This window comes from Bacillus sp. CCNWLW194 (assembly GCF_037120585.1).
Classification (GTDB): Bacteria; Bacillota; Bacilli; order Bacillales; family Bacillaceae_G; genus Bacillus_A; species Bacillus_A basilensis.
The window spans coordinates 94838-118884 of record NZ_JBBBBL010000015.1; the positions used below are offsets into that span (position 1 = coordinate 94838).

A 24047-nucleotide genomic window follows, 5' to 3' on the forward strand; every position below is an offset into this window, starting at 1 on the left:
ATTATATTGGGTGATTTATATATAAGATTAATAGGGAGAGGAATTCGATAGAATGGAAAAAGCTTTTAAAATTAAACGAGTAGTATTCGTTTTAATAGCGATTGCAGCGGTAGCTATTGGGTATTTCATGTTTCAATCCATTACTTCACCAGCAAAGGCTGTTGCAAAACAAGAAAATGTAGTACAACTCGCAAGTGAACAACCAAAAGTAGAAATGAATAAAACGGCACCAAGTCGTTTTAATGGTAAGGAAAGAAAAGTTGCTTATCTTACATTTGATGATGGCCCAGGGAAATATACGGCTGAATTATTAAATACGTTAAAACAACATGATGCGAAGGCGACATTCTTTTTAATTGGAGCAAATGTAAAAGAATTTCCAGATTTAGTGAAACGTGAAAATGCAGAAGGTCATTATGTAGGAATGCATAGTATGACGCATAATTTTGCAAAGTTATATAAAAATGGCGAATATGTAAATGAGATGAAAGAGGATCAAAGCTTAATCGCAAATATTATTGGGAAATCACCTAAATTAACACGTCCACCATACGGTTCGATGCCTGGATTAAATGAAGGTCTTCGAAATAAAGTGGTAGAAGGCGGCTTTAGAGTGTGGGATTGGACAATTGATTCATTAGACTGGAAATATAATAAAATGCAAGTTGATGCAGCTGCAGCACAAATTGCTCAAAATGTATTAACAAATGCAACAAAACCACAGGAAGTCATTTTAATGCATGATATCCACCCGCAATCAGTTGCTGCTGTGCCAGCAATTTTAAAAGGGTTAAAAGAAAAGGGTTATGAGTTTGAAGCTTATCATGAAGAGAGTCACTTCCCAGTGAACTTCTGGCATGATAACCGTATGTAATGGAGGAATGAACGTTGAAGTATGGAAAAGTAGCAGTAGTTGGAGCACTATCAGTAGGACTATTAGCAGGTTGTTTCGGTGAAAAACCAGAAGAAAATCTATATACAGCTTTTGAAACAGCAGCGACACAAGAAAAATCTTTAGTTGATGAAGCAAAGAAACTAGAGAAGTTAGAGAAGGATGGTCAAGAACTATATTCTCAAATTTTACAAGAAGGTAAAGATCATAATGAAGCTGTTATGAAAAAAATCGAGCAAGCTACTGCAAATGTAGATGACCGTGAAAAAGTATTAAAAAATGAGAAAGAAATGCTAGAAAAAGCTCAGAAAGAAACGAAATCCGTTCAAGGAAATATAGAGAAGCTTGAAGATAAAAAGTTACAAAAACAAGCGAAAGCAGTAGAAGAGTCGTATAAAAATCGTTATGATGCATTCCAAAAGATGAATGAAAATTATACGAAGGCGTTAGCGACTGAAAAAGAACTGTATGAAAAATTAAAAGTAAAAGAAACGAAATTAAAAGAGATTGGTGAAAAAGTTAAGGCTGTTAATGAATTAAATGTGGAAGCACAAAAATCAAAAGAGCAATTTAACAATTTTACAAAAGAGTATAATGACAGTAAATTAGCATTTTACAAAGATGCAGAGATTAAGATTAAAGATCAAAAATAAAGAAGAGTCTTAAGCGTAATAATAAGCCGGAGAAACATCGTCACAAATGTTTTTTCGGTTTTTTACGTTAAATGAATAGAAAAGACTGGAATTGATATCATAAAAGAGTTATAGTGAATTATTCCAAGGGAACATTGTAAAGTAAGGAGAATGGAAATATGTCATATGAATTTTTACTCAAATTAGGTTTAGCACTCTTTTTAGGATTATTCATCGGGATAGATAGGCAGCTAAAGAATAAACCACTTGGTGTGAAAACAAGTATGGTTATTTCTGTAGCAAGTTGTTTAATTACGATGGTTTCAATTGAATCCGTACATGTATATTCTGTTCCAGGGCATACAAATATGGATCCAATGCGTCTAGCTGCTCAAATTGTGAGTGGGATTGGTTTTCTTGGGGCAGGTGTTATTTTACGAAGAAGTAATGATGTTATTTCTGGATTAACGACAGCTTCTATGGTGTGGGCTGCTTCAGCTTTGGGTATAGCAATTGGGGCAGGATTTTATTTACAAGCGACGGTTGCTATGGTTTTAATTATTTTAGCAATTAATGTACTTCCGCAACTTGTGAAAATTGCAGGACCGTATTCATTAAGACAAAAGGACTTATCTATAAAAATTACTGTAAAAGAGCATCATGAATTAGATGGTATATTTAAGCAGATAAAAAATTTAGGAATGCATGTGAAACGAGTGAAGATTAAAGATATAGATAGTGGAGCATTTCAGCAACTGGAGATGGTTATTTTAGCTCCAGAAGACTTGTATACAACGGAGTTATATAGTTCACTAAAAGAGATTGATCGAGTAGTTTCAGTTGAAGTGGAAAGTAGATAATTGTGATAAAAAAGAGTGAAGTGCATTCACTCTTTTTTTATTTGGATTTTTAAGGAAAAAAATTGATATAATGATGAGTAAACAAGGGGGAGAAATGATGGAAATACATATTAGAAGAGCGATAAAAGATGATATATCAGGTATCGCAAAGGTGCATGTTGATAGCTGGAAAACAACGTATAAAGGGATATTTGCTGACGAATTTTTAGAAAATATAACATATGAGCAACGAGAAAAACAATGGGAAAACATTTTTCAACAAGAAGGTAATCATCAATTTAGATTTGTAGCAGAGACGTTAAATGGAGAAATAGTTGGATTCATTGATGGGGGAATAGAAAGAAGCGATGTATATAACTGTGACGGGGAATTATATGCGATCTACCTTTTACAAACGTATCAAGGAATGCAAATAGGACAAAAGTTATTTCAAGCTTTATTATCGGAATGTATAAACAATGATATGCAATCCCTTTTAGTTTGGGTCGTTACGAATAATCCTTCTAAAAAGTTTTATGAAAAATTTAATCCTGAAAAAATTGATACGAAATTTTTAGAGAGAGTACAGATAGAAGAGACAGCGTATTGTTGGAGAGATTTGAATTTGTTATATGAACAGCTAGATAGATTGATATAAATAATAATATTATGTAAACAAATAGCGGGGAAAGGTATACCAAATAAGGTATACCTTTTTATTAATCCATTTTTGATGGATTAATAAAAAATAGTAGGTAATTAGTTTGGAAACAAGAATTTTTTTAGCGTATTTTTAACTAGGTTAAAGAAAAGAAAGAAAAAAAGAAAAATTAAATTTCATAAAAAAATTCTGAAATATACTCTTGAATTGAATATCATTATCAATTAGAATCATAATTGATAACGACATTCAATTATCGTTTATTATATAAAATTTCGATAGCTTTAATATAAAGAGGAGGACCAGTATGCAGCATGCGAAACAAATCGCAGAACATGCAACATTACAAAGCTTTTTAAACTGTTATTTAAGAGAAACAGGGAGTGGAGAATGGATTACAGAGGATGAAGGAATGGAAAGTATCTTCAGTAATACGTTGAATAGAGATACAGTCCCCACATATTTATGCTGTCGGCTATCGGCACAGAACGTTACTTTGTATGGAGAAGTTATTTATAAATCATCAACAGATCGCCATTTGTTTGGAGAACAATTTTATTATCAAATTGGAGATAGTAATTCTGTTATTAAAGCAGATTACGTAACAGTTATTACTTTCTTAATAAAAGAGATGTCTATCAACTACGGAGAAGGGAAGAATCCTGCTGAACTTATGCTTCGAGTTATTCGTAGTTGTCAAAATATTGAGGGATTTACAAAAGCGAGAATAGAAGACACATCTGCATTATACGGTTTCCATACAACTTTTATAGAGGCTGAGCAGTCTTTATTATTTGGACATTTAACTCACCCTACACCAAAGAGTAGACAAGGTATATTGGATTGGAAAAGTGCAATGTATTCTCCAGAATTAAAAGGAGAATGCCAGCTGCATTATTTTCGGGCACATAAAAGTATAGTGAATGAAAAATCATTATTATTAGATTCTACAACAGTAATTTTAAAAGAAGAGTTACGTAATGATGAGATGGTTAGTAAGGAATTTATCTTAAAGTATTGTAATAAAGATGAATATTCATTAATTCCAATTCACCCACTTCAGGCAGAATGGTTATTACACCAATCTTACGTCCAGGATTGGATAGATCAAGGAGTACTTGAATATATTGGTCCTGCTGGTAAGTATTATATGGCAACATCATCACTTAGGACGTTATATCATCCCGATTCAAAGTATATGCTTAAGTTTTCATTTCCGGTAAAAGTAACAAATTCAATGCGCATTAATAAATTGAAGGAACTTGAGAGTGGTCTTGAAGGGAAGGAAATGTTAAATACGGCTATTGGTGAAGTACTAGAAAAGTTTCCCGGCTTTGATTTTATTTGTGATCCAGCATTTATTACATTAAATTATGGAACACAAGAATCAGGATTTGAAGTAATTATACGAGAGAATCCTTTTTATAGCGAACATGTCAATGACGCTACATTAATTGCTGGGCTAGTTCAAGATGCTATACCTGGAGAACGTACTCGCTTATCAAATATTATTCACCGCCTAGCAGATTTAGAAAGTAGAAGTTGTGAAGAAGTAAGTTTAGAGTGGTTTAGACGATATATGAATATTTCATTAAAGCCGATGGTATGGATGTATTTACAGTATGGTGTTGCATTAGAAGCTCATCAGCAAAATAGCGTTGTTCAGCTAAAGGACGGTTATCCGGTCAAATATTATTTCCGTGATAATCAAGGTTTTTATTTCTGTAATTCAATGAAAGAAATGCTTAATAATGAGTTAGCTGGTATTGGAGAACGTACTGGAAATTTGTATGACGACTATATTGTAGATGAAAGATTTCGTTACTACTTAATTTTTAATCATATGTTTGGACTTATTAACGGATTTGGTACAGCTGGATTAATTAAGGAGGAAATTCTTCTCACAGAATTAAGATCTGTACTTCAATCGTTCCTTCCTTATAATCGTGAACCTTCTACCTTTTTAAGAGAATTGTTGGAAGAGGATAAGTTGGCATGTAAAGCAAATTTATTAACGAGATTTTTTGATGTCGACGAGTTAAGTAATCCTTTAGAACAAGCAATTTACGTACAGGTACAGAATCCGCTCGTTAGAGAAGTGGCTGTTCGTTCATAAATAGTATTAAAATTTCACGTAATACAATTAATGGTATTTTTCGTAAGGTAGAGGAGGTTATGAGAATGGACATGTATCATACGAAAATATTGAAAGCGCTTGAGTCAGAAGATTACATTTCAGTACGAAGAAGAGTTTTATGTCAATTAGTAGAGTCGTTAATTTATGAGGGGATCATTATACCAGTTCGTATAGAAAAAGAAGAAAAAATTCTTTTTCTTATACAAGGACTTGATGAGGAAAATAAAAGTGTCACGTACGAATGTTACGGAAGAGAACGAATGACATTTGGACGTATCTCTATAGATTCATTAATAGTAAGAGTTCAAGAGGAAAAACAAGAAATACAATCAGTTTCGCAGTTTTTGGAAGAAGTTTTTCGGGTTGTTAACGTAGAACAAACGAAATTAGATTCTTTTATTCACGAATTAGAACAAACGATATTTAAAGACACGATTGCACAATATGAAAGACGTAATAAGTTGAAATTTACTCAAAAATCATACGATGACTTTGAAAGCCATTTAATTGATGGTCACCCATATCATCCAAGCTATAAAGCACGCATTGGGTTTCAATATCGTGACAATTTTCAATATGGATATGAATTTATGAGGCCAATAAAACTTATATGGATTGCAGCTCATAAGAAATATGCGGCTGTAGGTTATGAGAATGAAGTGATTTATGACAAAATTTTAAAAGATGAAGTAGGTGAGCACAAATTAGAAGCGTATAAGGAACGAATTCACAGTGCGGGATGTGATCCAAAGCAGTACGTGTTTATACCTGTTCATCCTTGGCAATGGGAGAATTTCATCATTCCAAATTACGCTGAGTATATACAGGATAAAAGTATTATTTATTTAGGGGAATCAGCGGACGATTATTGTGCGCAACAATCTATGAGAACGTTAAGAAATGTTACGAATCCAAAGAGGCCATATGTAAAAGTATCGCTGAATATACTTAACACTTCGACACTCCGTACGCTGAAACCATATTCAGTTGCGAGTGCACCAGCTATATCGAATTGGTTAAGTGATGTCGTAAGTCAAAATTCTTATTTAAGGGATGAATCACGTGTAATTTTGTTAAAGGAATTTTCGAGTGTAACGTATGATACGAATAAGAAAGCCACATATGGTTCATTAGGATGCATTTGGCGTGAAAGTGTTCATAATTATTTAGATGAGCAAGAGGATGCAGTTCCCTTTAACGGCTTATATGCAAAAGAGAAAGATGGGACACCAGTTATTGATGCATGGTTAAACAAATATGGGATAGAAAATTGGCTGCGATTACTTATTCAAAAAGCGATAATACCTGTATTACATCTTGTTGTAGAGAACGGAATTGCAATCGAATCACACGGTCAAAATATGATTTTAGTTCATAAAGAAGGGCTACCTGTCCGTATTGCATTAAAGGATTTCCATGAAGGACTTGAGTTTTATCGTCCATTCTTAAAAGAAATGAATAAATGTCCGGACTTTACTAAAATGCATAAAACGTATGCGAATGGGAAAATGAATGATTTCTTTGAAATGGATCGTATCGAATGTTTACAAGAGATGGTACTAGATGCACTGTTCTTATTTAATGTAGGGGAATTAGCTTTCGTACTTGCGGATGAATATGAATGGAAAGAAGCAAGTTTTTGGATGATAGTGGTTGAAGAAATTGAAAATCATTTTAGAAAATATCCACATTTGAAAGATAGATTTGAAAGTATTCAGCTATACACTCCTACATTCTATGCGGAGCAATTAACGAAGCGTCGATTGTATATGGATGTGGAATCGCTAGTTCATGAAGTTCCAAATCCATTGTATAGAGCAAGGCAACTTAACATACAAAAATCAGTTGTTACAGGGGGAAATTATGCTAATCGTTAATAAACAAGAGTATAGCAAAAGTGATTTTGATTTGAGATTACAAGTTTACGAAGAAATGGAACAATTTCAAGAAGCGGAAGGAAATAGATTTGCGCTTTGTCTGAAGGACCCATTTGACATTATTACGCTTGTATTTTACTTAAAAGAAAAGAAATCATCAGTATTACTTATACATGAAGATACGCCAAAAGAAACGGCTATTGAAATGGCAAAGCGTGCAAATTGTATAGGGGTTTTATATGAAGAATATAGAGATTTTACAAAACTAGAAGTAGAGGATTTTTTACTAGAAGAGCCTTCTTTATTGCAATATAGTTCTGGAACAACTGGGGAACCGAAACTGATTCGTAGAGCATGGACGGAAGTTGATAAAGAAATTACTGCTTATAATGAAGCTTTAAACTGCAAAGAGGATGAAGTGCCGATTGTTATGGCTCCTGTTTCACATTCATACGGACTAATATGTGGTACGTTATCTGCAATTACGAGGGGAAGCAAGCCTATCATCATTACGAATAAAAATCCTAAATTCGCATTAAATATCGTTCGCAATACAGAAAAACATATCATATATGCAGTACCACTTATGCTACATATTATGGGGAGTTTCCCGCAAGGAACGTTTCAGTTTCATAAAATTATGACATCCGGAGCGCCTTTACCAGAAGCATTATTTTATAAACTAAAAGAGACGACAACATATATGATGCAACAATACGGTTGTTCTGAGGCAGGTTGTATTAGTATATGTCATGATATGAAAAGCCATTTAGATTTAGGAAATCCGCTATCTCATGCGAGTATAAGCATAGGTTCAGATGAAAATATGCCTGAAGAAATTGTAGTGAAAATGAACGATAAGGAAATTTTTACGAAAGATTTAGGGTATAAATCTGAACGTGGCATTCATTTTATGGGGCGTATGGATGATGTGATTAACGTTTCAGGATTAAAAGTCTTTCCTATAGAGGTAGAAGAAACAATGCTTCGATTGGAAGGTGTTCAAGAGGCAATTGTATATCGAGGGAAACATCCTGTGATGGGTGAAATTGTTAAAGCGAAAGTAATCTCTCAAATTGATCCCGTGCAAATAAGAGAATGGTGTATGCAGCATTTACCATCTTATAAAGTTCCGCATGAAATTGAAAGTGTAACTGAAATTCCGAAAAATAAAACTGGAAAAGTAAGTAGAAAGTTACTAGAGATGGGAGAGGTTACAGCATGAGACGGGAAGCATTAAAGAATGCCGTATTAAAAATTATGACAGAAAAAATGGAACTGAAGAATATAACGCATTTAGAAGAAACGATGCACTTAAATCAAGATTTATATATAGATTCGGTAATGATGTTACAACTCATTGTATACATAGAAATGGATTTAAAGCTATGCGTTCCAGAGGATGAGGTAGATCCAAAGGCATTTCTTACTGTAGGATCCTTGCTTGATTTTATGGAAGAGTTACAGCCGTTACAGGATATAAATGTGAATAACTAACCTTTAGGAAAGTGGATGAGAGTATGACTTCAATAAAAGTGCATTGTTTAGTAAGTTGTTTTTGTGAAATTATAAAAAGACGAAGCGATATAGATTTTCGTCCATTTTATTTTGGTTTATGGGATGGAGATTTTGATATAACAGATGGTGGCATTATTTCGTATCACTCCGAAAATATTAACCATGATAATTATTTATTATGGTATGAAAGATTATACGGTATTAAAGTGAACGAATGGTATGATCATGCAAAAGATAAAGATAGCAATGTAGAAACGTTTTTAGAATTAGTAGAAAATAAGCCTGAAAATCGTTTCGTAATTGTAATGGTTGATATGTCTCTATTACCAGAGAGAGAAAATAAGTTTCATCAAAAGCCATTTCCGCATTATTTAATGATATCGAAGACAGAGAAAGAAGAAGAATGGTTCATGCTAGATCCTGATTTTCGCTGGGAAGGGAATATGGAAAGAGAAAAAGTGCTTTACTCTGTTCAAGATAACCCATTTGGTGGAGGCTATTTCATTGATGTAGAAGGAATTCAAGAACCAACACAAGAAATGGTAGCTAGTTATTTCACAGAAACATTCAAAAAGAACGACAATGAACTGACTATGGAGCTAAAAAACTTAATTATAAAAATGGCAAATGAGGAAGATGGATATGCGCTTTCTGGTCTTGTAGCAGCAGTAAAACAAATACCAGTACTTGCAATTCGTAAATATAGTTATGAACATGCCTTTGCATACTTCCGTGAAACGTTGCAATATTCGGAGCGAGAATTTGATTATTGGTGTGATCGGGTAGAAGATATTGTACAAGGATTTACAAATGTACAGTATCGTGCAATTAAAATGGCAATGACGAACAATAAAGGTATGTTATTATCAATTGTTGAAAAGCTGGATGAAATGAATGCAATTGAACTGCAAATTAAGGAGGAATTAGAGAAACAATTTCTATCTTGGAAAGCTATAAAAATAAATCAGTCTGTCGTAACTCTTTAAAAAGTTTACTGAATTTAAGACAAGGGAGTTTAAAGCTATGAAATATTCACTATGTACCATTTCATTTCGCCATCAATTAATTTCATTTACTGATATTGTTCAATTTGCATATGAAAACGGTTTTGAAGGAATTGAATTGTGGGGGACTCATGCGCAAAATTTGTATATACAAGAGTATGAAACGACAGAACGAGAATTGAATTGTTTAAAGGATAAAACCTTGGAAATTACGATGATAAGTGATTACTTAGACATATCATTATCGGCAGATTTTGAAAAAACGATAGAGAAATGTGAACAACTTGCAATACTAGCTAATTGGTTTAAAACGAACAAAATTCGTACGTTTGCTGGACAAAAAGGTAGTGCAGATTTTTCGCAACAAGAGAGACAAGAGTATGTGAATCGTATTCGCATGATTTGTGAAGTATTTGCTCAGCATAATATGTATGTACTTTTAGAAACACATCCAAATACGTTAACGGATACGTTGCCTTCTACTTTGGAACTATTAGGCGAAGTAGATCATCCGAATTTGAAAATAAATCTTGATTTTCTTCATATATGGGAGTCTGGTGCAGATCCAGTTGACAGCTTCCAACAACTAAGGCCGTGGATACAACATTACCATTTTAAGAATATATCGTCAGCAGATTATTTACATGTGTTTGAACCGAATAATGTATATGCAGCAGCTGGAAGTCGTACTGGTATGGTTCCATTATTTGAAGGTATCGTAAATTATGATGAGATTATTCAAGAAGTGAGAGATACTGACCATTTCGCTTCACTAGAATGGTTTGGACATAACGCGAAAGAGATATTAAGAGAAGAAATGAAAGTATTAACAAATAGAAATTTGGTAGTAGTAACTTCGTAAAGTGAAATGGTGAAAGAGTCTCGTTAAGAGACTCTTTTTTTATAATGAAAAATAACCAAAAATTACCATGTATCTTAATTCGAATTTAACACAATTTATATATAAATAAGGAGGTGATTGGTAATGGCTAGAAATCGTAATTCTAATCAATTAGCATCACATGGAGCACAAGCGGCTTTAGATCAAATGAAATATGAAATTGCACAAGAGTTTGGTGTACAACTTGGCGCTGACACTTCTTCACGTGCAAACGGTTCTGTAGGCGGTGAAATCACTAAACGCCTAGTAGCGATGGCAGAACAACAACTTGGTGGCGGATATACTCGCTAATTGTAGAAGGTTATAGGAGAAAGGAAGGATTCTTCCTTTCTTTTTTTTTCAATTAATTGGTATGGATATATTGCGAACTGGATTCAAAGAATAGGAATAATACTATATTTTCCCCAATTTCTTTTGTTGTAAATGGGAAGTAGTAAAGATGTAATAGCCCTGGTGGAATGAACAATTACGTTCCAGCAGGGCTATTATATGGTAAGAAATATATGATGAAAGGTTCCGAAGCCGACATGTTAAAAAAAGAAAACTGTTGTTTAATTGCGCTTGCATCAGTTCCACTTGTTATGACATTAGGGAATTCAATGCTCATTCCAATCCTACCGACTATCGAAAAAAAATTACATATTTCATCGTTTCAAGTATCCATGATTATTACAATTTACTCTATTGTAGCCATTTTACTTATACCGATTGCTGGTTATTTATCAGATAGATGGGGACGAAAGATGGTAATGGTTCCGAGTTTGCTGATTGCGGCTATAGGAGGAGCGATAACTGGTTGGGTATCTTGGAAAGTTGATAATCCCTACACTTGGATATTGATTGGTAGAGCGATTCAAGGTATTGGTGCTGCTGGTGCAATGCCAGTTGTTATACCGTGTGTTGGTGATTTATACAAGGATGAAAAACAAGTTAGTACAGGTTTAGGAATCATAGAAACATCCAATACATTTGGGAAAGTGCTGAGCCCTATTTTAGGTTCTGCTCTTGCTGCCATTGTATGGTTCTTACCGTTTTGGGCGATTCCAGTTTTATGCGTAGTATCAATTGTTTTATTACTTGTTCTAGTAAAGGCAAAGAAACAAGAAGGAGAAGTACCACCACTTAAAGAGTTTATAAAATCAATTCTTGCTACGTTTCGTGAAAAAGGAAGATGGTTAATTGCCATTTTTGCATTAGGTGCAATTATTATGCTTATTTTATTCGGAATTCTCTTTTATTTGTCAACTATACTGGAATCAAAGTATGACATTCATGGTATATGGAAAGGGTGTGTACTTGCGATTCCGTTACTTGTACTGTCAATTAGTTCATATATGGCTGGTAAAAAAATTGGAGATAATCAAAATATGATGAAGAAGTGTATTTATATTGGTTTTTTAATGGCAGCTGCATCAGTCATCATTCCTTTATTTATAAAAGGGATTTATTTACTACTTCTTTGTCTCGTTATTATGGGGATAGGAATTGGTATGGCACTCCCATGTTTAGATGCTTTAATTACACAAGGAATTGAAAAGGAGCAAAGGGGAACGGTTACGTCATTTTATAGTTCAATGCGATTTATCGGTGTAGCAGCTGGACCACCTCTATATTCTTTTTTCATGAAAGGTGCTGACCATGAAGTATTTTATTTAACAAGTATATTCGCTGGGATCGGTGCTGCTATAGCAATCATCTGGATTAAACCAGCAAAAGATGCAAAGACGGTAAAACAGAAACCGGAACCTACTTCATAATTTGTAAGAGAATTGCATGATGTTTTCAGTAACATGCAATTCTCTTTCGTTCATTAGGAATAAATAACTTGTTTTAACATATAAAGTGCGACACCCCATATGATGAGACCAGAAAATTTATTTAATAATACGATTGTCTTTCCGGTTGAGTCTAGTCTTTTTAGAAATTTCCCCGCTAAAGCTAAGCTTATAAACCAAATCCAAGAAACGATAATAGTTGCAAGTGTGAAAGCCCATTTTTCGTTTCCTATGTATTGGATAGAATTTGTTCCAATTACACCGATTGTATCTAAAATTGCATGTGGGTTTAATAACGAAACCGATGCAGCGAAAAGGATTTGCTTTTTTAAGGGCATACTTTTTTCTTGTTTTACATCGTTGGAAGGGTTACTTCTCCAAATAACAAAGCCCATGTATAGGAGAAAGAAAAATCCAATTATATATAACGAGTTAGTTAGCCAAGAAAAAGTAAGGAGCACAAGGGAGACACCTTGCACCGCTATCAATATGAGTAACGTATCACATATAGAGGCAGTTAATACTACAGGGGCTGCCCTCCAAATATTTGGTTGGCTCGCACCTTGGTTAAAGACGAAAACATTTTGGACTCCTAATGGAATGATAAGGCCAAATGCAAGAATGATACCATGAATAATTGCTTCACTCATTATATTACCTCCTATTTTAATTCGTTATGATAGTGTATATTGTATAGAAGAAATGAAAATTTGTATCCATCCATATGGTTGGGGAGGTTACCAACCAAAAAGAATATAAGGTGATATGATGGAAAGATTCGTTTGGAAACCGAATATGTCTCTAGCGATGCCTCTTTATAAACAAATAGAAACGTATATAAAAGAAAGAATCGTTAATGGAGAATGGACTGTTGGAACGAAATTACCTTCACAAAGAGAATTGGCACATACATTTGGTGTGAATCGAAGCACAATTGTAATGGCTTTCGATGAACTAGTTGCAAAGGGATACATTGAAGGGAATGGCAGAAAAGGAACAATTGTTGTAAATAATAATGAGAATGCTTCAACATACGCACCCCCACCCAATTGGCAGTCTTATGTAGAAACAGGACTTCATTATCCGAATCTGCCTGCTATTCAAGAGATTAATCAAGCTGAATTTTGTCCGCATGTAATTCGTTTAGGAACAGGTGAGCTCGCGCCAAGTCTTTTACCTGAAAAAAAGATGAAAGATATTATGAATAAGCTTTTAGGATCAAAGATGACACTTGGCTATGAAGAGCCGAAAGGAAATCTCTTTTTAAGGGAGAAGATTGCGGACTATTTAAAAGGACATGGTATTTATGTAACTCCTAATTCTATATTAATTGTTTCAGGAGCAATTCAAGCATTGCAACTTATCTCTATGGGGCTTCTTCCAAAAGGGGCATCTATCTTATTAGAAAAACCATCCTATTTATATTCGCTTAATGTTTTTCAATCAGCAGGAATGCGTTTCATTGGAATACCAATGGATGAGAACGGTTTAAAAACATCATATATTACAAAATATAAGAAGCAATTTAATGCATCTATTTTATATACAATCCCGTCTTTTCATAATCCGACGAACTTTAGTATGAATGCGAAGAAACGAATAGAAGTGATGGAAATATGTAATGAAATTGGATTGCCTATTATAGAGGACGCGGTATATCAAGACTTATGGTTTGATGAGCCTGTTTCAAAGCCTTTAAAAGCATATGATAAAAACGGAATTGTACTACATATCGGGAGTATGTCTAAAGTCATTAGTCCAGGATTAAGAATTGGATGGATTGTTGGATCTGAGCCTGTTATTCAAAGGTTGGCAGACATAAAAATGCAAACAGATTATGGTTCAAGTTCTATTTCTCAGCAAATTGCAGCGGAATGGTTTGCGGATGGATTGTATGATGAACATTTACAGTTTGTAAGAACTAAGTTGAAAAAAAGTAGAGATTTTATGTTGCAAATGTTAGGGAAATATTGTCGTGATATAGCAACATGGTATGAACCAACAGGTGGTTTTTATATTTGGTTACATATGAATGTACCCGTTTCAAACCGTAGCTTATTTGACAAAGCTTTGAAAGAAAAGATTTTATTAAATCCAGGTACTTTGTATGATAGAAGTGCAAATCAATTTTTGCGCCTATCCTATTCATACGCAACGTTAGAAGAAATTGAAATAGGTATAAAAAAACTTGCACAATTAATGAAAAAGTAAGAGGAGAAAGTAATGAAACAATATGTAATTTGCCAAATTATCAATGGAGAAAAATATTTAGCTGCTTATGCGGAGACGAAGCAAGAGGCAATTGAAAAAGCGGAATTGTTAGGATTACGAACAGGAAATCGATACACAGTTATTACTGCGGAGGAAGCTGAAGGGTTAACGTATCCGTAACCAACGTATAATAAATTATACAGGAAGTAAATAAGCCTAGTAATATATAATATTACTAGGCTTATTTTTTTGAAAGCGTTACGTGTTCTTGTATGAAAAATAATATTATTATGAGTCAAGTTGACGGAAATACCGATTTGTTTTTCGGTCCTGATTTCCGTTTCTATATTCATCAATATATTGTCTGAAGTTCCACGATTGTAAAAACTTATTTGCGGCGTTATAACCAGAATTGTAAAGCCAATCTTTTTCTTCCTTTGTTAACTCAAAGTTTGTACTAGTAATGGACCCTGTTGGAATTGTAATTGTCCTTGCTTTTGATTCTTTGTCTAAATGACGTAAATCATGGGCTTGCATCATTGTTTTAAATAGTCCTTTGAACATGGAGATAGGCTCATTATAGTGGGCAGGGTCAGCTTGGATTTCATCTTTTACGAAATGAAATCCAAAAGTCGGCCAGCGAGGAGAGGTAGGTGAGTCGAAAATCCAAATTGGATAATTGCTTAAAATCCCTCCATCAACCATATAACAAGGTTGCTTCCATTTAGGGGTTCTCCATTTTACTGGTTCAAAAAAGAAGGGGATAGTACTACTCATTCTTACAGCTTTAGCAATAGAGAAGCGATAATTTAAAAATCCGTAGTTCGGTAAGTCATCAGGAAAGATAACCATTTTACCATTACTTATATCAGAAGCGATAATTTTAAGCTTATTTAAATCAGGTAAATCTGTAAATAAGTGAACTCCTTTTTTTCGAAGCAATTCTTCAATCCATTCTTCTATAAAAATATTAGAGTAAATACCAAGAGTAGTCCATGCGCTTAATCCTTTTCCGATAAACGGGATTCTGTCAATGAAGGTTCTCTTCGTAAATTTATTATAATCAATATCAGTTATAATCGTTTTTAACTCTGAACAAGAATATCCTGCTGCTAGGAGCGCAGCAATAATGGAACCAGCTGATGTTCCAGCTACACGCTCCCATTCATAGCCTTTTTCAGCTAACGCGCAAATTGCTCCTACATGCGCAATTCCGCGTACACCGCCTCCTTCAAAAACAACATCAATCTTCATTAATCATACTTCCTTTCGAATAAAAAATTTGAAAATGGCAAAAAAGCACGTATTGTACGTGCTTTTTTACAATAGTTTTTAAATTTACTAGCAGCCTACAAAGCCACCCCAACAGCTAGCTCCGATGATGATTAGAAGGATAAATAAAACGATTAATAAAGCGAAACCTCCATAACCACAACCGCCGCCGCCACCGTATCCGTAACCACAGCAACTATATCCGTAACCCATGTGGAATTCCTCCTTAAATTAAAAATAAAAATGAACGAGGGGAAAATGTACTGGAAGAAATAATGAACTATCGTGTTTGTAGGAACAATGTATACTATGCTTTTTTAAACTTGTTCGCGTATGGAGGAAGAGCCCGTTTTTTTGAAGGCTTGTTGTTTTTACAAAGAATGGAGTATAATTTTTGTGCGATGATACAAATAAGTATGTAAATATAAGGAGAATTTATGAATAAACAAATTGAAGTATTAATTGATAAATATGGGCTGACACATTTAAAAGAGGAACTTATTAATACTGTATTTCCTTGTATAAAAGTTGTGCCAAAGCAGGAGGAAACCGTTACGATAGGTAGTTCAAAAATGGGAGGAGTTCCTGATTTACCAGCTGCATTTGAATACCCAACGCATAAAGGAAATCCGTTACAGTTTATCGCTCAATTTAATTTAAATGATTTACAAAATGTTGGTATAGATCACAATCTACCTAAGACAGGAATGTTATACTTTTTCAGCATTGAAAATTACTTTGAAGAAGACGTGAATCCAACTGAAGCGGGGCGTGTACTTTATTATGATGTTCCTGTAGAGCAATTACGAAGAGCAGATGAATGGCAAACGAATTATAACCAGTGTGCAACTATTTTTGAACTAACGTATAAATTGCCAGAGCTTTTCATTGAAGATGAGGCTGATTCAGATCGTTTCTTGCAATTACTTGAAGAGCTAATTCCAGATAACTACGATAACCATCAAATGTTTGGTGAGCCATTCTCTGTACAAGATGAGGTATTGTACGAGACTGGACAATATATGGACATAGATCCGCAGCAAATGACGCTTTTATTCCAAATTGATTCAGATACTAAAAATTGTAATATGATGTGGGGAGATTTAGGGATGCTTTATTTCTGTATAGGAAATGAAGACTTGAAAAATCGACGTTTTGAAAATGTATGTTGTGTATTACAAACTTGTTAATGAAGAAGGTTGTTCTTGTAAAAAGAACAACCTTTTTACAATGTTAAATATGCATAATCTCATATGACCTATACGAAAAAGTATTGTATACTCTGAAACTATACGATACTTTTTCGTATAGTTATAGAATGTAAGGAGTGACATGATGGGAAAGACAAGTAAGTATGTGACAGCTACCCTGCTTTGTTCAACTATAGTAATGGGAGGCTTACAGGCGTCATCTGTATCTTATGCAGCTACGAATCCGACTGTAGCGACATCACAATCAGATGCAAAATTGTTAAATGATTTTAAAAAAGAATTAAAAAAACAGATTGATAATCGAGAAGAAAATATTACAATCGCATATAAAACAAAAGATAGAAATGCTAGAAATATTATGGATCAATTGTATGGGGAGTTTAATAAAATTGTAGATGCAGATGAGTATGTAAAATATAATGTAGCGTCTACTAGATATTCTATTAAAGGGTTACCAGGAAACTATACGTTTACACTGCAAGTGAAGTACCGTGAATCAAAAGAGCAAACACAATATGTAAAATCTCAGGCAAAAGCAATTATCGGCTCGATTGTAAAACCAGGAATGGATGAGCATGAGAAAGTAAAAGCGATTCATGATTACGTTGTAAAACATGTATCGTATGACACGTCTTATCAAGCATATACAGCATATGAAGCGTTAGCGAATCGCTCTGCTGTTTGCCAAGGCTATACGTTATTAACATATGAATTGCTAAAAGAAGCGGGTATCCAAAATCATATTGTAACAGGCACAGGAAATGGACAAGCTCATGCATGGAATTTGGTGAACATTGAAAACAAATGGTATCATCTTGATACGACTTTCGATGATCCAGTACCAGATAAAGCTGGGCGCGTAACATATTCATATTTTAATATGACTGATGAGCAATTAAGTAAAGATCACGACTGGGATCGTAGTAAATATCCAGCAGCAACTACAAGTTACTTTAATGAATTAACAAACAAAATAAAAGCTGGTAGTTCAAAAACTGCAGCATATGAGCAAATGTTAAAAGAAACAAATTTGAAATATTTGTCTGCACAATACGGAGCAGACAATTACAGTGAATTTAAGAAAAAATTACAGCAACAATTCGCTTCTAAGCCAGAAAAGGTAGAAGTGCGATATAAGCAGTCTATGGATGGAACAATGCAAGATATAAAGAAAGTGTTAAATGAAATAAATTGGCCAAAAGGTGCAAAGCGTGTATCTTATCAAGTAGCACCATATAGTGCAATGGCAGATTATTCATTAGCGACAATTACATTTACGTATTAATCGGTGAAAGAGAGCATCTGTAAAGGATGCTCTTTTTCTTATGTATTACCCTAAAAATCAGAATTGTATGATAAAATAAAAGGAGGAAGGATGTGGAATCTGAATGAATTTGTTCGAGAGTAATATTTTTACATTGATATATACTTGTTTAGTAATCGGACTTATCGTTTTGTTTTTCCTATCATTTACTTTGTTCATTAAAAGAGTATTGCAAAACAGCGCTGCAAAAAAACAACATTTGATTAATATGACCGAGAAGCTAGATCGAATTATCGAATTGCTTGAAAAAGATAAGAAATAGCGACAGAAGATATATGAAAAGGAGAAGGGGATGGCTAATTATATAAAAGAATTACGTGAAAAAGTAGGACACGACTGTGTTCTCATAAACTTTGCGGGTGGTTGCGTATTGAATGAGCATGGAGAAATATTGCTGCAAAAAAGAGGTGATTTTCACGCTTGGGGATTTCCTGGTGGTGCAATGGAAATCGAAGAATCTGCCGCAGAAACTGCGATTCGAGAAATAAAAGAAGAAACAGGTTATGATGTAGAAATAAATGAGCTTATCGGGGTATATACAAAATATTTTCAATCATATCCAAATGGAGACAGAGCCCAGTCAATTTTAATATTCTTTTCATGCTCAATTACCGGAGGAGAGAAAAAAGTAGACGGTGATGAAACATTGGATTTGAAGTTTTTCCCGCTAAACAAAATGCCACCATTGTTTAATCAACAACATGAGGATTGTTTGCAGGATTTAATAGAGAAAAGAGTAGGAATGTATCGCTAACATATAAAAAAGAAGCTAATCTTATTAGCTTCTTTTTTATATGTTATTTATTTCCACCAATCATCAAACATTGAAGCTGGTACGTGTCTTTTATGTTCGCTCACTGTGTAACGTTTTTCAATTTTTTCTGCAACGTTAGCTGGAACTGCTTTACCTTCTAAATAGTCATCAAGTTGATCATACGTAATACCTAACTCTGTTTCATCAGCTTGACCTGGTTTTTCATCTAATAAATCAGCTGTTGGCATTTTTAAGTAAAGTCGCTCGTCCGCACCTAATTCTTGTAATAGAGCGCGTCCTTGGCGTTTCGTTAATCCTGTTAATGGTAATAGGTCTGCGCCACCATCTCCGAATTTTGTAAAGAATCCTGTTACAGCTTCTGCAGCGTGATCTGTTCCGATAACAAGGAGCCCTTTTTGTCCACCGATTGCATATTGTGTAACCATGCGGATACGTGCTTTCACGTTACCTTTATTGAAATCAGTTAATGATTCACCTAATAAGTTTTCGTATTGATTTGAAAAAGTATCAACTGTTGAAGCGATATCAAATGCAACAGATTGATCCGCTTGAATAAATTGTAATGCTAATTGCGCATCATCTTCATCTTTTTGCACTTTATAAGGAAGGCGCACGGCGATAAACGTTGCTTTGCCACCTTCATTACGAATTTCCTCAACTGCAAGCTGAGCTAAACGTCCAGCTAATGTAGAGTCTTGTCCGCCACTAATTCCAAGTACAAACCCTTTTGCACCTGTTTTTTTTACATAATCTTTTAAGAAATCAACACGTTTACGGATTTCTGCTTTCGGATCAATTACAGGCTGAACATGTAATGCTTTCATAATCTGTTCTTGTAATGTCATTATGTTTTCCTCCTATTCATATTAAAGCGGTAAATAAGTTTATATGTATATTGGTACATACTTCTATCCTTTATTATTTCGCAAAACTAACGAATATACAATAGGATACGTGTATGAATATGAATGTAGTCATTATAATGAAACTGCTTCGTTTAAGTAATTTTTTTGGAACCTTTCAATAATGTAAGGTTTTTGTCATTTGAATCGATGGAAGGTATTTCCGGACTTTACTAATATAAGAACATAGTTAGTAGAAGGGCGGAGAAGTAATATGAACATTAGAGAACTCGCATATCGGAATGTCACGCGAAATAGACGAACATATTCAGCGTATTTTTTAAGTAGCGCATTTGCTATTATGGCCTTTTTTGTGTATTCATTTTTTGCGTTTCATCCAGCCTTAAGTGCTGGGAAATTGGGAAAATATGTGTTCGTAAGTATGTCTTTTGCACAGTCCATTATTTACTTATTCACATTTTTCTTTATTTTATATTCGATGGGAATGTTTTTAAAAACGAGAAAGCGTGAATTAGGAATTTTAATGATGTTAGGTATGACGAAATATCAATTAAAGCGTCTTATCTTTTTTGAAAATATTATGATCGGGATAGGGGCAATTATTTTTGGGATTCTTGCAGGAATGTTATTTTCTGGAATATTAATATTTGTAGCGCCAATGATATTAAAGTTAGATATTTCCTTAGCTTATTACATACCAATGAAAGCCATTGTTGTAACGAGTATTATGTTTTTCGTATTATTTATGATTATTTCATTGTTTAGTGCAGGAATGATCCGGAAGAATAAAATTATGAAATTGTTTAGAGGATCAGCAGAAGCGAAGCCGGAACCGAAAGCATCCATTATTTCTTCTATATTAGCAGTCATATTACTTAGTGCGGGATATGCAGGAGCGCTTATGTCACACGGTGCAATGGTATTTATCATGATGATTCCAGTTACAACGGTAGTCATTATTGGTACGTATTTGCTGTACAAGCAGTTGAGTGTATTTATTATTAGACTATGTAAAAAAAGTAAACGTTTCTATTGGACACAGACAAATATTATTACTTTGTCAGATTTAGCTTACCGTATGAGAGATAACGCAAGAATGTTTTTTATTGTAACCATAATTTCAACTGTAGCATTTTCAGCAATAGGTACATTAGTTGGCTTTACATCAATGACAAAGACGATTATGGAGAGACCAATTGCGTTTCACTATCATTCTAAGCAAGGAAATAGTAATGAATTACAGCATATAAAAATGATTGACGACGGATTAAAGAAACATAGTATAACAGTTTCAAAAACTAATATTTCGACGAAGAAAACGGAGGAGCAGTCGTTAAAAAGCGCCACATTTATAAAAGAATCAGACTATAAGGAATATGCAAAGTTAACAGGAGAACCCTTTAATGCGGTATCAAAAAAAGAAGTTTTATTTTTGTCAGTCGATATACCAGGACCACCGATGAAAGAAAGAAAAGAAATTACTTTGTCACATTTGAATGAACCTTTAAAAGTGAAAAAATTTAATACTTCCTCATTAAGTAAAATAATAAGAGGTAACGTTTATGTAATCTCTAACAATCAGTATGATGCATTACAAGATGGATTTAAAGAGGAAAAAGATTATGTGTACAAAACAGAAGGAACGAAAGATGAAATTGAGGTTGGTAAAGAACTTACTAATCAGATGAAGCCTTATGAAGAACATGCAACGTTTAGTGCAGAAGAGTATGAACAAAACCAAAGTTTACAAATCGCAGGACCAATTCTATTTGTAGGTTTCTTTATTGGTATTGTATTTTTCGTATGTGCAGGAAGCTTCCTTTATTTCCGTTTGTTTTCTGATTTGGAGGATGATACTCGTTTGTTTGAAATGATTCGAAAAGTAGGCTTAACGAGTGGGGAATTATCGAAAGTGGTTACAATTCGATTGGCACTTTTATTCTTCGTTCCAATAGGTGTTGCAACATTACACGGAGCAGTAGCATTAACTGCATTAGGACAGATGTTTGAGTACTCACTATTTAAAGAAAATGCGATTGTATTAAGTATTTTCGTAGGAATTCAAATTGTATATTTCTTACTGATACGATCTCGTTATTTAAAACAATTGAAAGAGCGATTATGTATTCGTTAAATGTGTTTTTTTAACTTGAGTACAAAAAATTCTAAAAAGAGGCAGGTATTACCAAAAAGTGATAAAATGGAAAGAGCGAGGTGGAAAAATAATAGAAAGTAAGGAGGGAATAATATGAAAGCAACAGGAATTATTCGAAAAGTAGACGAATTAGGACGAATTGTTATTCCTAAAGAGTTACGAGAAGTATTAGGAATCCAAATCAAATCACCACTTGAAATTTTCGTAGAAGAAGATAAAGTCATTTTACAAAAATATCAACCTTACAATGCTTGTCAAATAACAGGTGATGTTTCAGATAAAAACATATCATTAGCAAATGGGAATATTACTGTTAGTATAGATGGAGCGAAACACTTAATAAAAGAAATAGAGAAGTTTTTAAACAAGAGTGAGGCTTAGTCTTAATTTATATTATTTTTAAAATTTCATATCATTCTTGAAAAACTATAAAAGGACCAATTTAATGGTCCTTTTATTTTTATTTATTATTGGTTGAACCAATCGGATTTTTGTTACCTAAAAATTACGAGATAAATAAAAAGAGTAATATAGAGTTAGTAAGCATTATTGAGAAATATTTTGAAGGAAGGAAAACGAAACGAATAAAACGAATGTTACATTTAAGTGTTTCTTATAGTGGTCTGAAATGAAAATAATATATTTTCAGGGGGGATTACGATGAACAGTAGTACAGCGAATAAACAAAAAGGTATACAATTGATTCCTTTTACTGTAAATAAGGTGGTTGAACAAGTAAATGAAATTCCACCAGGTGTACAACTCATTCATGCTCCGCAAGTATGGGAGAAGAGTGCGCAAGGAAAAGATATTGTTGTTGCCGTATTAGATACAGGATGTGATATGAACCATATAGATTTAAAGGATCGTATTATCGGTGGAAGAAATTTCACGAAAGATTACGAAGGGGATCCGAATATTTATCTTGATAATAACGGACACGGTACTCATGTAGCGGGGACAATTGCAGCGACTGAAAATGGTGTCGGTGTTTTAGGAGTCGCACCACTTGCTAAAATGTTAGTATTAAAGGTTTTAGCTGGAGATGGTTCTGGGAGTTATGAGCAAATTATTGAGGCGATTCATTATGCTGTAAATTGGAGAGGGCCTAATAAAGAAAAAGTTAGAGTTATTTCAATGTCACTTGGTGGCCCGGAAGACGTTCCAGAATTACATGAAGCAATTCAAAATGCGGTAAAGCAAGATGTTCTTGTTGTATGTGCTGCTGGTAATAATGGGGATTGTAATGATAATACGGAGGAACTAGATTTCCCAGGTGCCTATTCCGAAGTAATCGAAGTTGGCGCTGTCAATTTAGAGCGGAAAATCGCATGTTTTAGTAATTCAAATCAAGAAATTGATTTAGTGGCGCCAGGCGATGAAATATTATCTACGTATCCTGAGGGGAAATATGCGGTATTAAGTGGAACTTCTATGGCGACACCGCATGTCGCTGGAGCGCTAGCATTGCTTATAAAGCAGTGTGAGAGGGAATATGGTAGAAAATTATCAGAGCCAGAAATATATGCACAACTTATTAAAAGAACTATACCTTTAGGATATGAACGTACATCTGAAGGGAATGGATTAATAGATTTATTAAAAGAATAGAAAATACTAAAAAAACATCTCATATGAATATGAGATGTTTTTTAGTATGGTTCTGTCGCATGTGTTACGACGTTTAATAAACCCGGGAATCTAGCATGTAAGTCATCTTCACGAATTGAAATGAAACGTTGAGTTCCTTCAAGGCGTGTATACATAACACCGGATTCACGTAAAACTTTGAAATGGTGAGATAAAGTTGATTTCGCAATCGGAATGTTTAACGAACCACAAGATTGTTCATTTTTCTCTAGTAGCATAGTTACAATTTGTAAACGAATTTGATCGCTAAGTGCGTATAAGACAGAAGAGAATTGAATTTCTTCTCGATTTGGATGATAGAGAGTACGCATTTTTTCACCTGCTTGTATAAGTTAATATATTTGCACTAT

Annotated in this window: 26 protein-coding genes; 21 read left to right on the plus strand and 5 right to left on the minus strand. The window is 34.0% G+C overall.

Annotation, left to right across the window (positions count from 1 at the left end; genetic code table 11):
* The first annotated feature begins 52 nt into the window (after positions 1 to 52).
* The 12 genes from V7S50_RS26740 to V7S50_RS26795 all read left to right on the plus strand — a co-directional run bounded on the left by V7S50_RS26740 (position 53) and on the right by V7S50_RS26795 (position 12218).
* Positions 53 to 874, plus strand: a complete 822-nt coding sequence (locus V7S50_RS26740; protein ID WP_063221733.1) for a peptidoglycan-N-acetylglucosamine deacetylase — start codon at positions 53 to 55, stop codon at positions 872 to 874.
* Positions 875 to 888: 14 nt separating this feature from the next.
* Positions 889 to 1545 carry a YkyA family protein gene (locus V7S50_RS26745; protein WP_242251580.1) on the plus strand — a complete coding sequence of 219 codons (657 nt, stop codon included), beginning with the start codon at positions 889 to 891 and terminating at the stop codon, positions 1543 to 1545.
* Positions 1546 to 1703: 158 nt separating this feature from the next.
* Complete coding sequence (locus V7S50_RS26750; RefSeq protein WP_000119510.1) at positions 1704 to 2384, plus strand: MgtC/SapB family protein; 681 nt, start codon at positions 1704 to 1706, stop codon at positions 2382 to 2384.
* A gap of 70 nt (positions 2385 to 2454) precedes the next feature.
* The gene (locus V7S50_RS26755) at positions 2455 to 3021 is read left to right on the plus strand and encodes a GNAT family N-acetyltransferase (protein ID WP_242251581.1); all 567 of its coding nucleotides are present in this window, start codon (positions 2455 to 2457) and stop codon (positions 3019 to 3021) included.
* Between the two features lie 310 nt (positions 3022 to 3331).
* Positions 3332 to 5140 carry an IucA/IucC family protein gene (locus V7S50_RS26760; protein ID WP_242251582.1) on the plus strand — a complete coding sequence of 603 codons (1809 nt, stop codon included), beginning with the start codon at positions 3332 to 3334 and terminating at the stop codon, positions 5138 to 5140.
* Between the two features lie 59 nt (positions 5141 to 5199).
* On the plus strand, positions 5200 to 7038 hold the full coding sequence (locus V7S50_RS26765; RefSeq protein ID WP_242251583.1) for an IucA/IucC family protein: 1839 nt from the start codon (positions 5200 to 5202) through the stop codon (positions 7036 to 7038).
* Entirely contained in the window at positions 7025 to 8263 is a 1239-nt protein-coding gene (locus V7S50_RS26770) for an AMP-binding protein (protein ID WP_063221728.1), read from the plus strand. Before V7S50_RS26765 ends, V7S50_RS26770 begins: the two co-directional genes overlap by 14 nt.
* Positions 8260 to 8535 (plus strand): petrobactin biosynthesis protein AsbD, encoded by a 276-nt coding sequence (gene asbD, locus V7S50_RS26775; RefSeq protein ID WP_063221727.1) that lies wholly within the window; start codon positions 8260 to 8262, stop codon positions 8533 to 8535. Before V7S50_RS26770 ends, asbD begins: the two co-directional genes overlap by 4 nt.
* 23 nt (positions 8536 to 8558) lie before the next feature.
* On the plus strand, positions 8559 to 9542 hold the full coding sequence (locus V7S50_RS26780) for a DUF6005 family protein (protein WP_242251584.1): 984 nt from the start codon (positions 8559 to 8561) through the stop codon (positions 9540 to 9542).
* Positions 9543 to 9579: 37 nt separating this feature from the next.
* The gene (gene asbF / locus V7S50_RS26785) at positions 9580 to 10422 is read left to right on the plus strand and encodes a petrobactin biosynthesis 3-dehydroshikimate dehydratase AsbF (RefSeq protein WP_242251585.1); all 843 of its coding nucleotides are present in this window, start codon (positions 9580 to 9582) and stop codon (positions 10420 to 10422) included.
* Positions 10423 to 10545: 123 nt separating this feature from the next.
* The gene (locus tag V7S50_RS26790) at positions 10546 to 10752 is read left to right on the plus strand and encodes an alpha/beta-type small acid-soluble spore protein (RefSeq protein ID WP_000113545.1); all 207 of its coding nucleotides are present in this window, start codon (positions 10546 to 10548) and stop codon (positions 10750 to 10752) included.
* Between the two features lie 236 nt (positions 10753 to 10988).
* Complete coding sequence (locus V7S50_RS26795) at positions 10989 to 12218, plus strand: MFS transporter (RefSeq protein ID WP_309260265.1); 1230 nt, start codon at positions 10989 to 10991, stop codon at positions 12216 to 12218.
* Positions 12219 to 12271: 53 nt separating this feature from the next.
* Here V7S50_RS26795 and V7S50_RS26800 read toward each other — a convergent pair whose 3' ends face one another.
* Entirely contained in the window at positions 12272 to 12886 is a 615-nt protein-coding gene (locus V7S50_RS26800) for a LysE/ArgO family amino acid transporter (RefSeq protein WP_063221724.1), read from the minus strand.
* A 118-nt stretch (positions 12887 to 13004) separates the two neighbouring features.
* Here V7S50_RS26800 and V7S50_RS26805 point away from each other — a divergent pair, with 118 nt between their 5' ends.
* Complete coding sequence (locus V7S50_RS26805) at positions 13005 to 14447, plus strand: aminotransferase-like domain-containing protein (RefSeq protein ID WP_242251586.1); 1443 nt, start codon at positions 13005 to 13007, stop codon at positions 14445 to 14447.
* A gap of 12 nt (positions 14448 to 14459) precedes the next feature.
* On the plus strand, positions 14460 to 14627 hold the full coding sequence (locus tag V7S50_RS26810) for a DUF3933 family protein (RefSeq protein ID WP_000816383.1): 168 nt from the start codon (positions 14460 to 14462) through the stop codon (positions 14625 to 14627).
* A 108-nt stretch (positions 14628 to 14735) separates the two neighbouring features.
* Here V7S50_RS26810 and V7S50_RS26815 read toward each other — a convergent pair whose 3' ends face one another.
* Together V7S50_RS26815 and V7S50_RS26820 are read right to left on the minus strand one after the other, a co-directional pair.
* Entirely contained in the window at positions 14736 to 15701 is a 966-nt protein-coding gene (locus V7S50_RS26815) for a patatin-like phospholipase family protein (RefSeq protein ID WP_242251587.1), read from the minus strand.
* Between the two features lie 87 nt (positions 15702 to 15788).
* Complete coding sequence (locus tag V7S50_RS26820; protein ID WP_000540420.1) at positions 15789 to 15932, minus strand: YjcZ family sporulation protein; 144 nt, start codon at positions 15930 to 15932, stop codon at positions 15789 to 15791.
* Between the two features lie 224 nt (positions 15933 to 16156).
* On the opposite strand from V7S50_RS26820, the gene V7S50_RS26825 reads away from it, so the two are divergent.
* The 4 genes from V7S50_RS26825 (at position 16157) to V7S50_RS26840 (ending at position 19008) form a co-directional block, all read left to right on the plus strand.
* Positions 16157 to 16909, plus strand: a complete 753-nt coding sequence (locus V7S50_RS26825) for a YwqG family protein (protein ID WP_242251588.1) — start codon at positions 16157 to 16159, stop codon at positions 16907 to 16909.
* Between the two features lie 145 nt (positions 16910 to 17054).
* Positions 17055 to 18215: a transglutaminase domain-containing protein gene (locus V7S50_RS26830; protein ID WP_242251590.1), complete on the plus strand. Its 1161-nt coding sequence runs from the start codon at positions 17055 to 17057 to the stop codon at positions 18213 to 18215.
* A gap of 103 nt (positions 18216 to 18318) precedes the next feature.
* On the plus strand, positions 18319 to 18516 hold the full coding sequence (locus V7S50_RS26835; RefSeq protein ID WP_242251591.1) for a DUF4083 domain-containing protein: 198 nt from the start codon (positions 18319 to 18321) through the stop codon (positions 18514 to 18516).
* A gap of 30 nt (positions 18517 to 18546) precedes the next feature.
* Positions 18547 to 19008 (plus strand): NUDIX hydrolase, encoded by a 462-nt coding sequence (locus V7S50_RS26840; protein WP_242251592.1) that lies wholly within the window; start codon positions 18547 to 18549, stop codon positions 19006 to 19008.
* A 47-nt stretch (positions 19009 to 19055) separates the two neighbouring features.
* On the opposite strand, the gene nadE is transcribed toward V7S50_RS26840, so the two are convergent.
* Positions 19056 to 19874, minus strand: coding sequence for an ammonia-dependent NAD(+) synthetase (gene nadE, locus V7S50_RS26845; protein WP_242251593.1), 819 nt, complete (start codon positions 19872 to 19874; stop codon positions 19056 to 19058).
* Positions 19875 to 20145: 271 nt separating this feature from the next.
* Between nadE and V7S50_RS26850 the strand changes: the two genes are divergently transcribed.
* The 3 genes from V7S50_RS26850 to V7S50_RS26860 all read left to right on the plus strand — a co-directional run bounded on the left by V7S50_RS26850 (position 20146) and on the right by V7S50_RS26860 (position 23658).
* Positions 20146 to 22026 (plus strand): FtsX-like permease family protein, encoded by a 1881-nt coding sequence (locus tag V7S50_RS26850; RefSeq protein WP_242251594.1) that lies wholly within the window; start codon positions 20146 to 20148, stop codon positions 22024 to 22026.
* Between the two features lie 114 nt (positions 22027 to 22140).
* A complete protein-coding gene (locus tag V7S50_RS26855; RefSeq protein ID WP_063222805.1) occupies positions 22141 to 22428 on the plus strand; it encodes an AbrB/MazE/SpoVT family DNA-binding domain-containing protein in 288 nt (95 codons plus the stop codon).
* A 279-nt stretch (positions 22429 to 22707) separates the two neighbouring features.
* A complete protein-coding gene (locus V7S50_RS26860; RefSeq protein WP_242251595.1) occupies positions 22708 to 23658 on the plus strand; it encodes a serine protease in 951 nt (316 codons plus the stop codon).
* Between the two features lie 41 nt (positions 23659 to 23699).
* Here V7S50_RS26860 and V7S50_RS26865 read toward each other — a convergent pair whose 3' ends face one another.
* Positions 23700 to 24008 (minus strand): ArsR/SmtB family transcription factor, encoded by a 309-nt coding sequence (locus V7S50_RS26865; RefSeq protein ID WP_242251596.1) that lies wholly within the window; start codon positions 24006 to 24008, stop codon positions 23700 to 23702.
* Between the last annotated feature and the right edge of the window lie 39 nt (positions 24009 to 24047).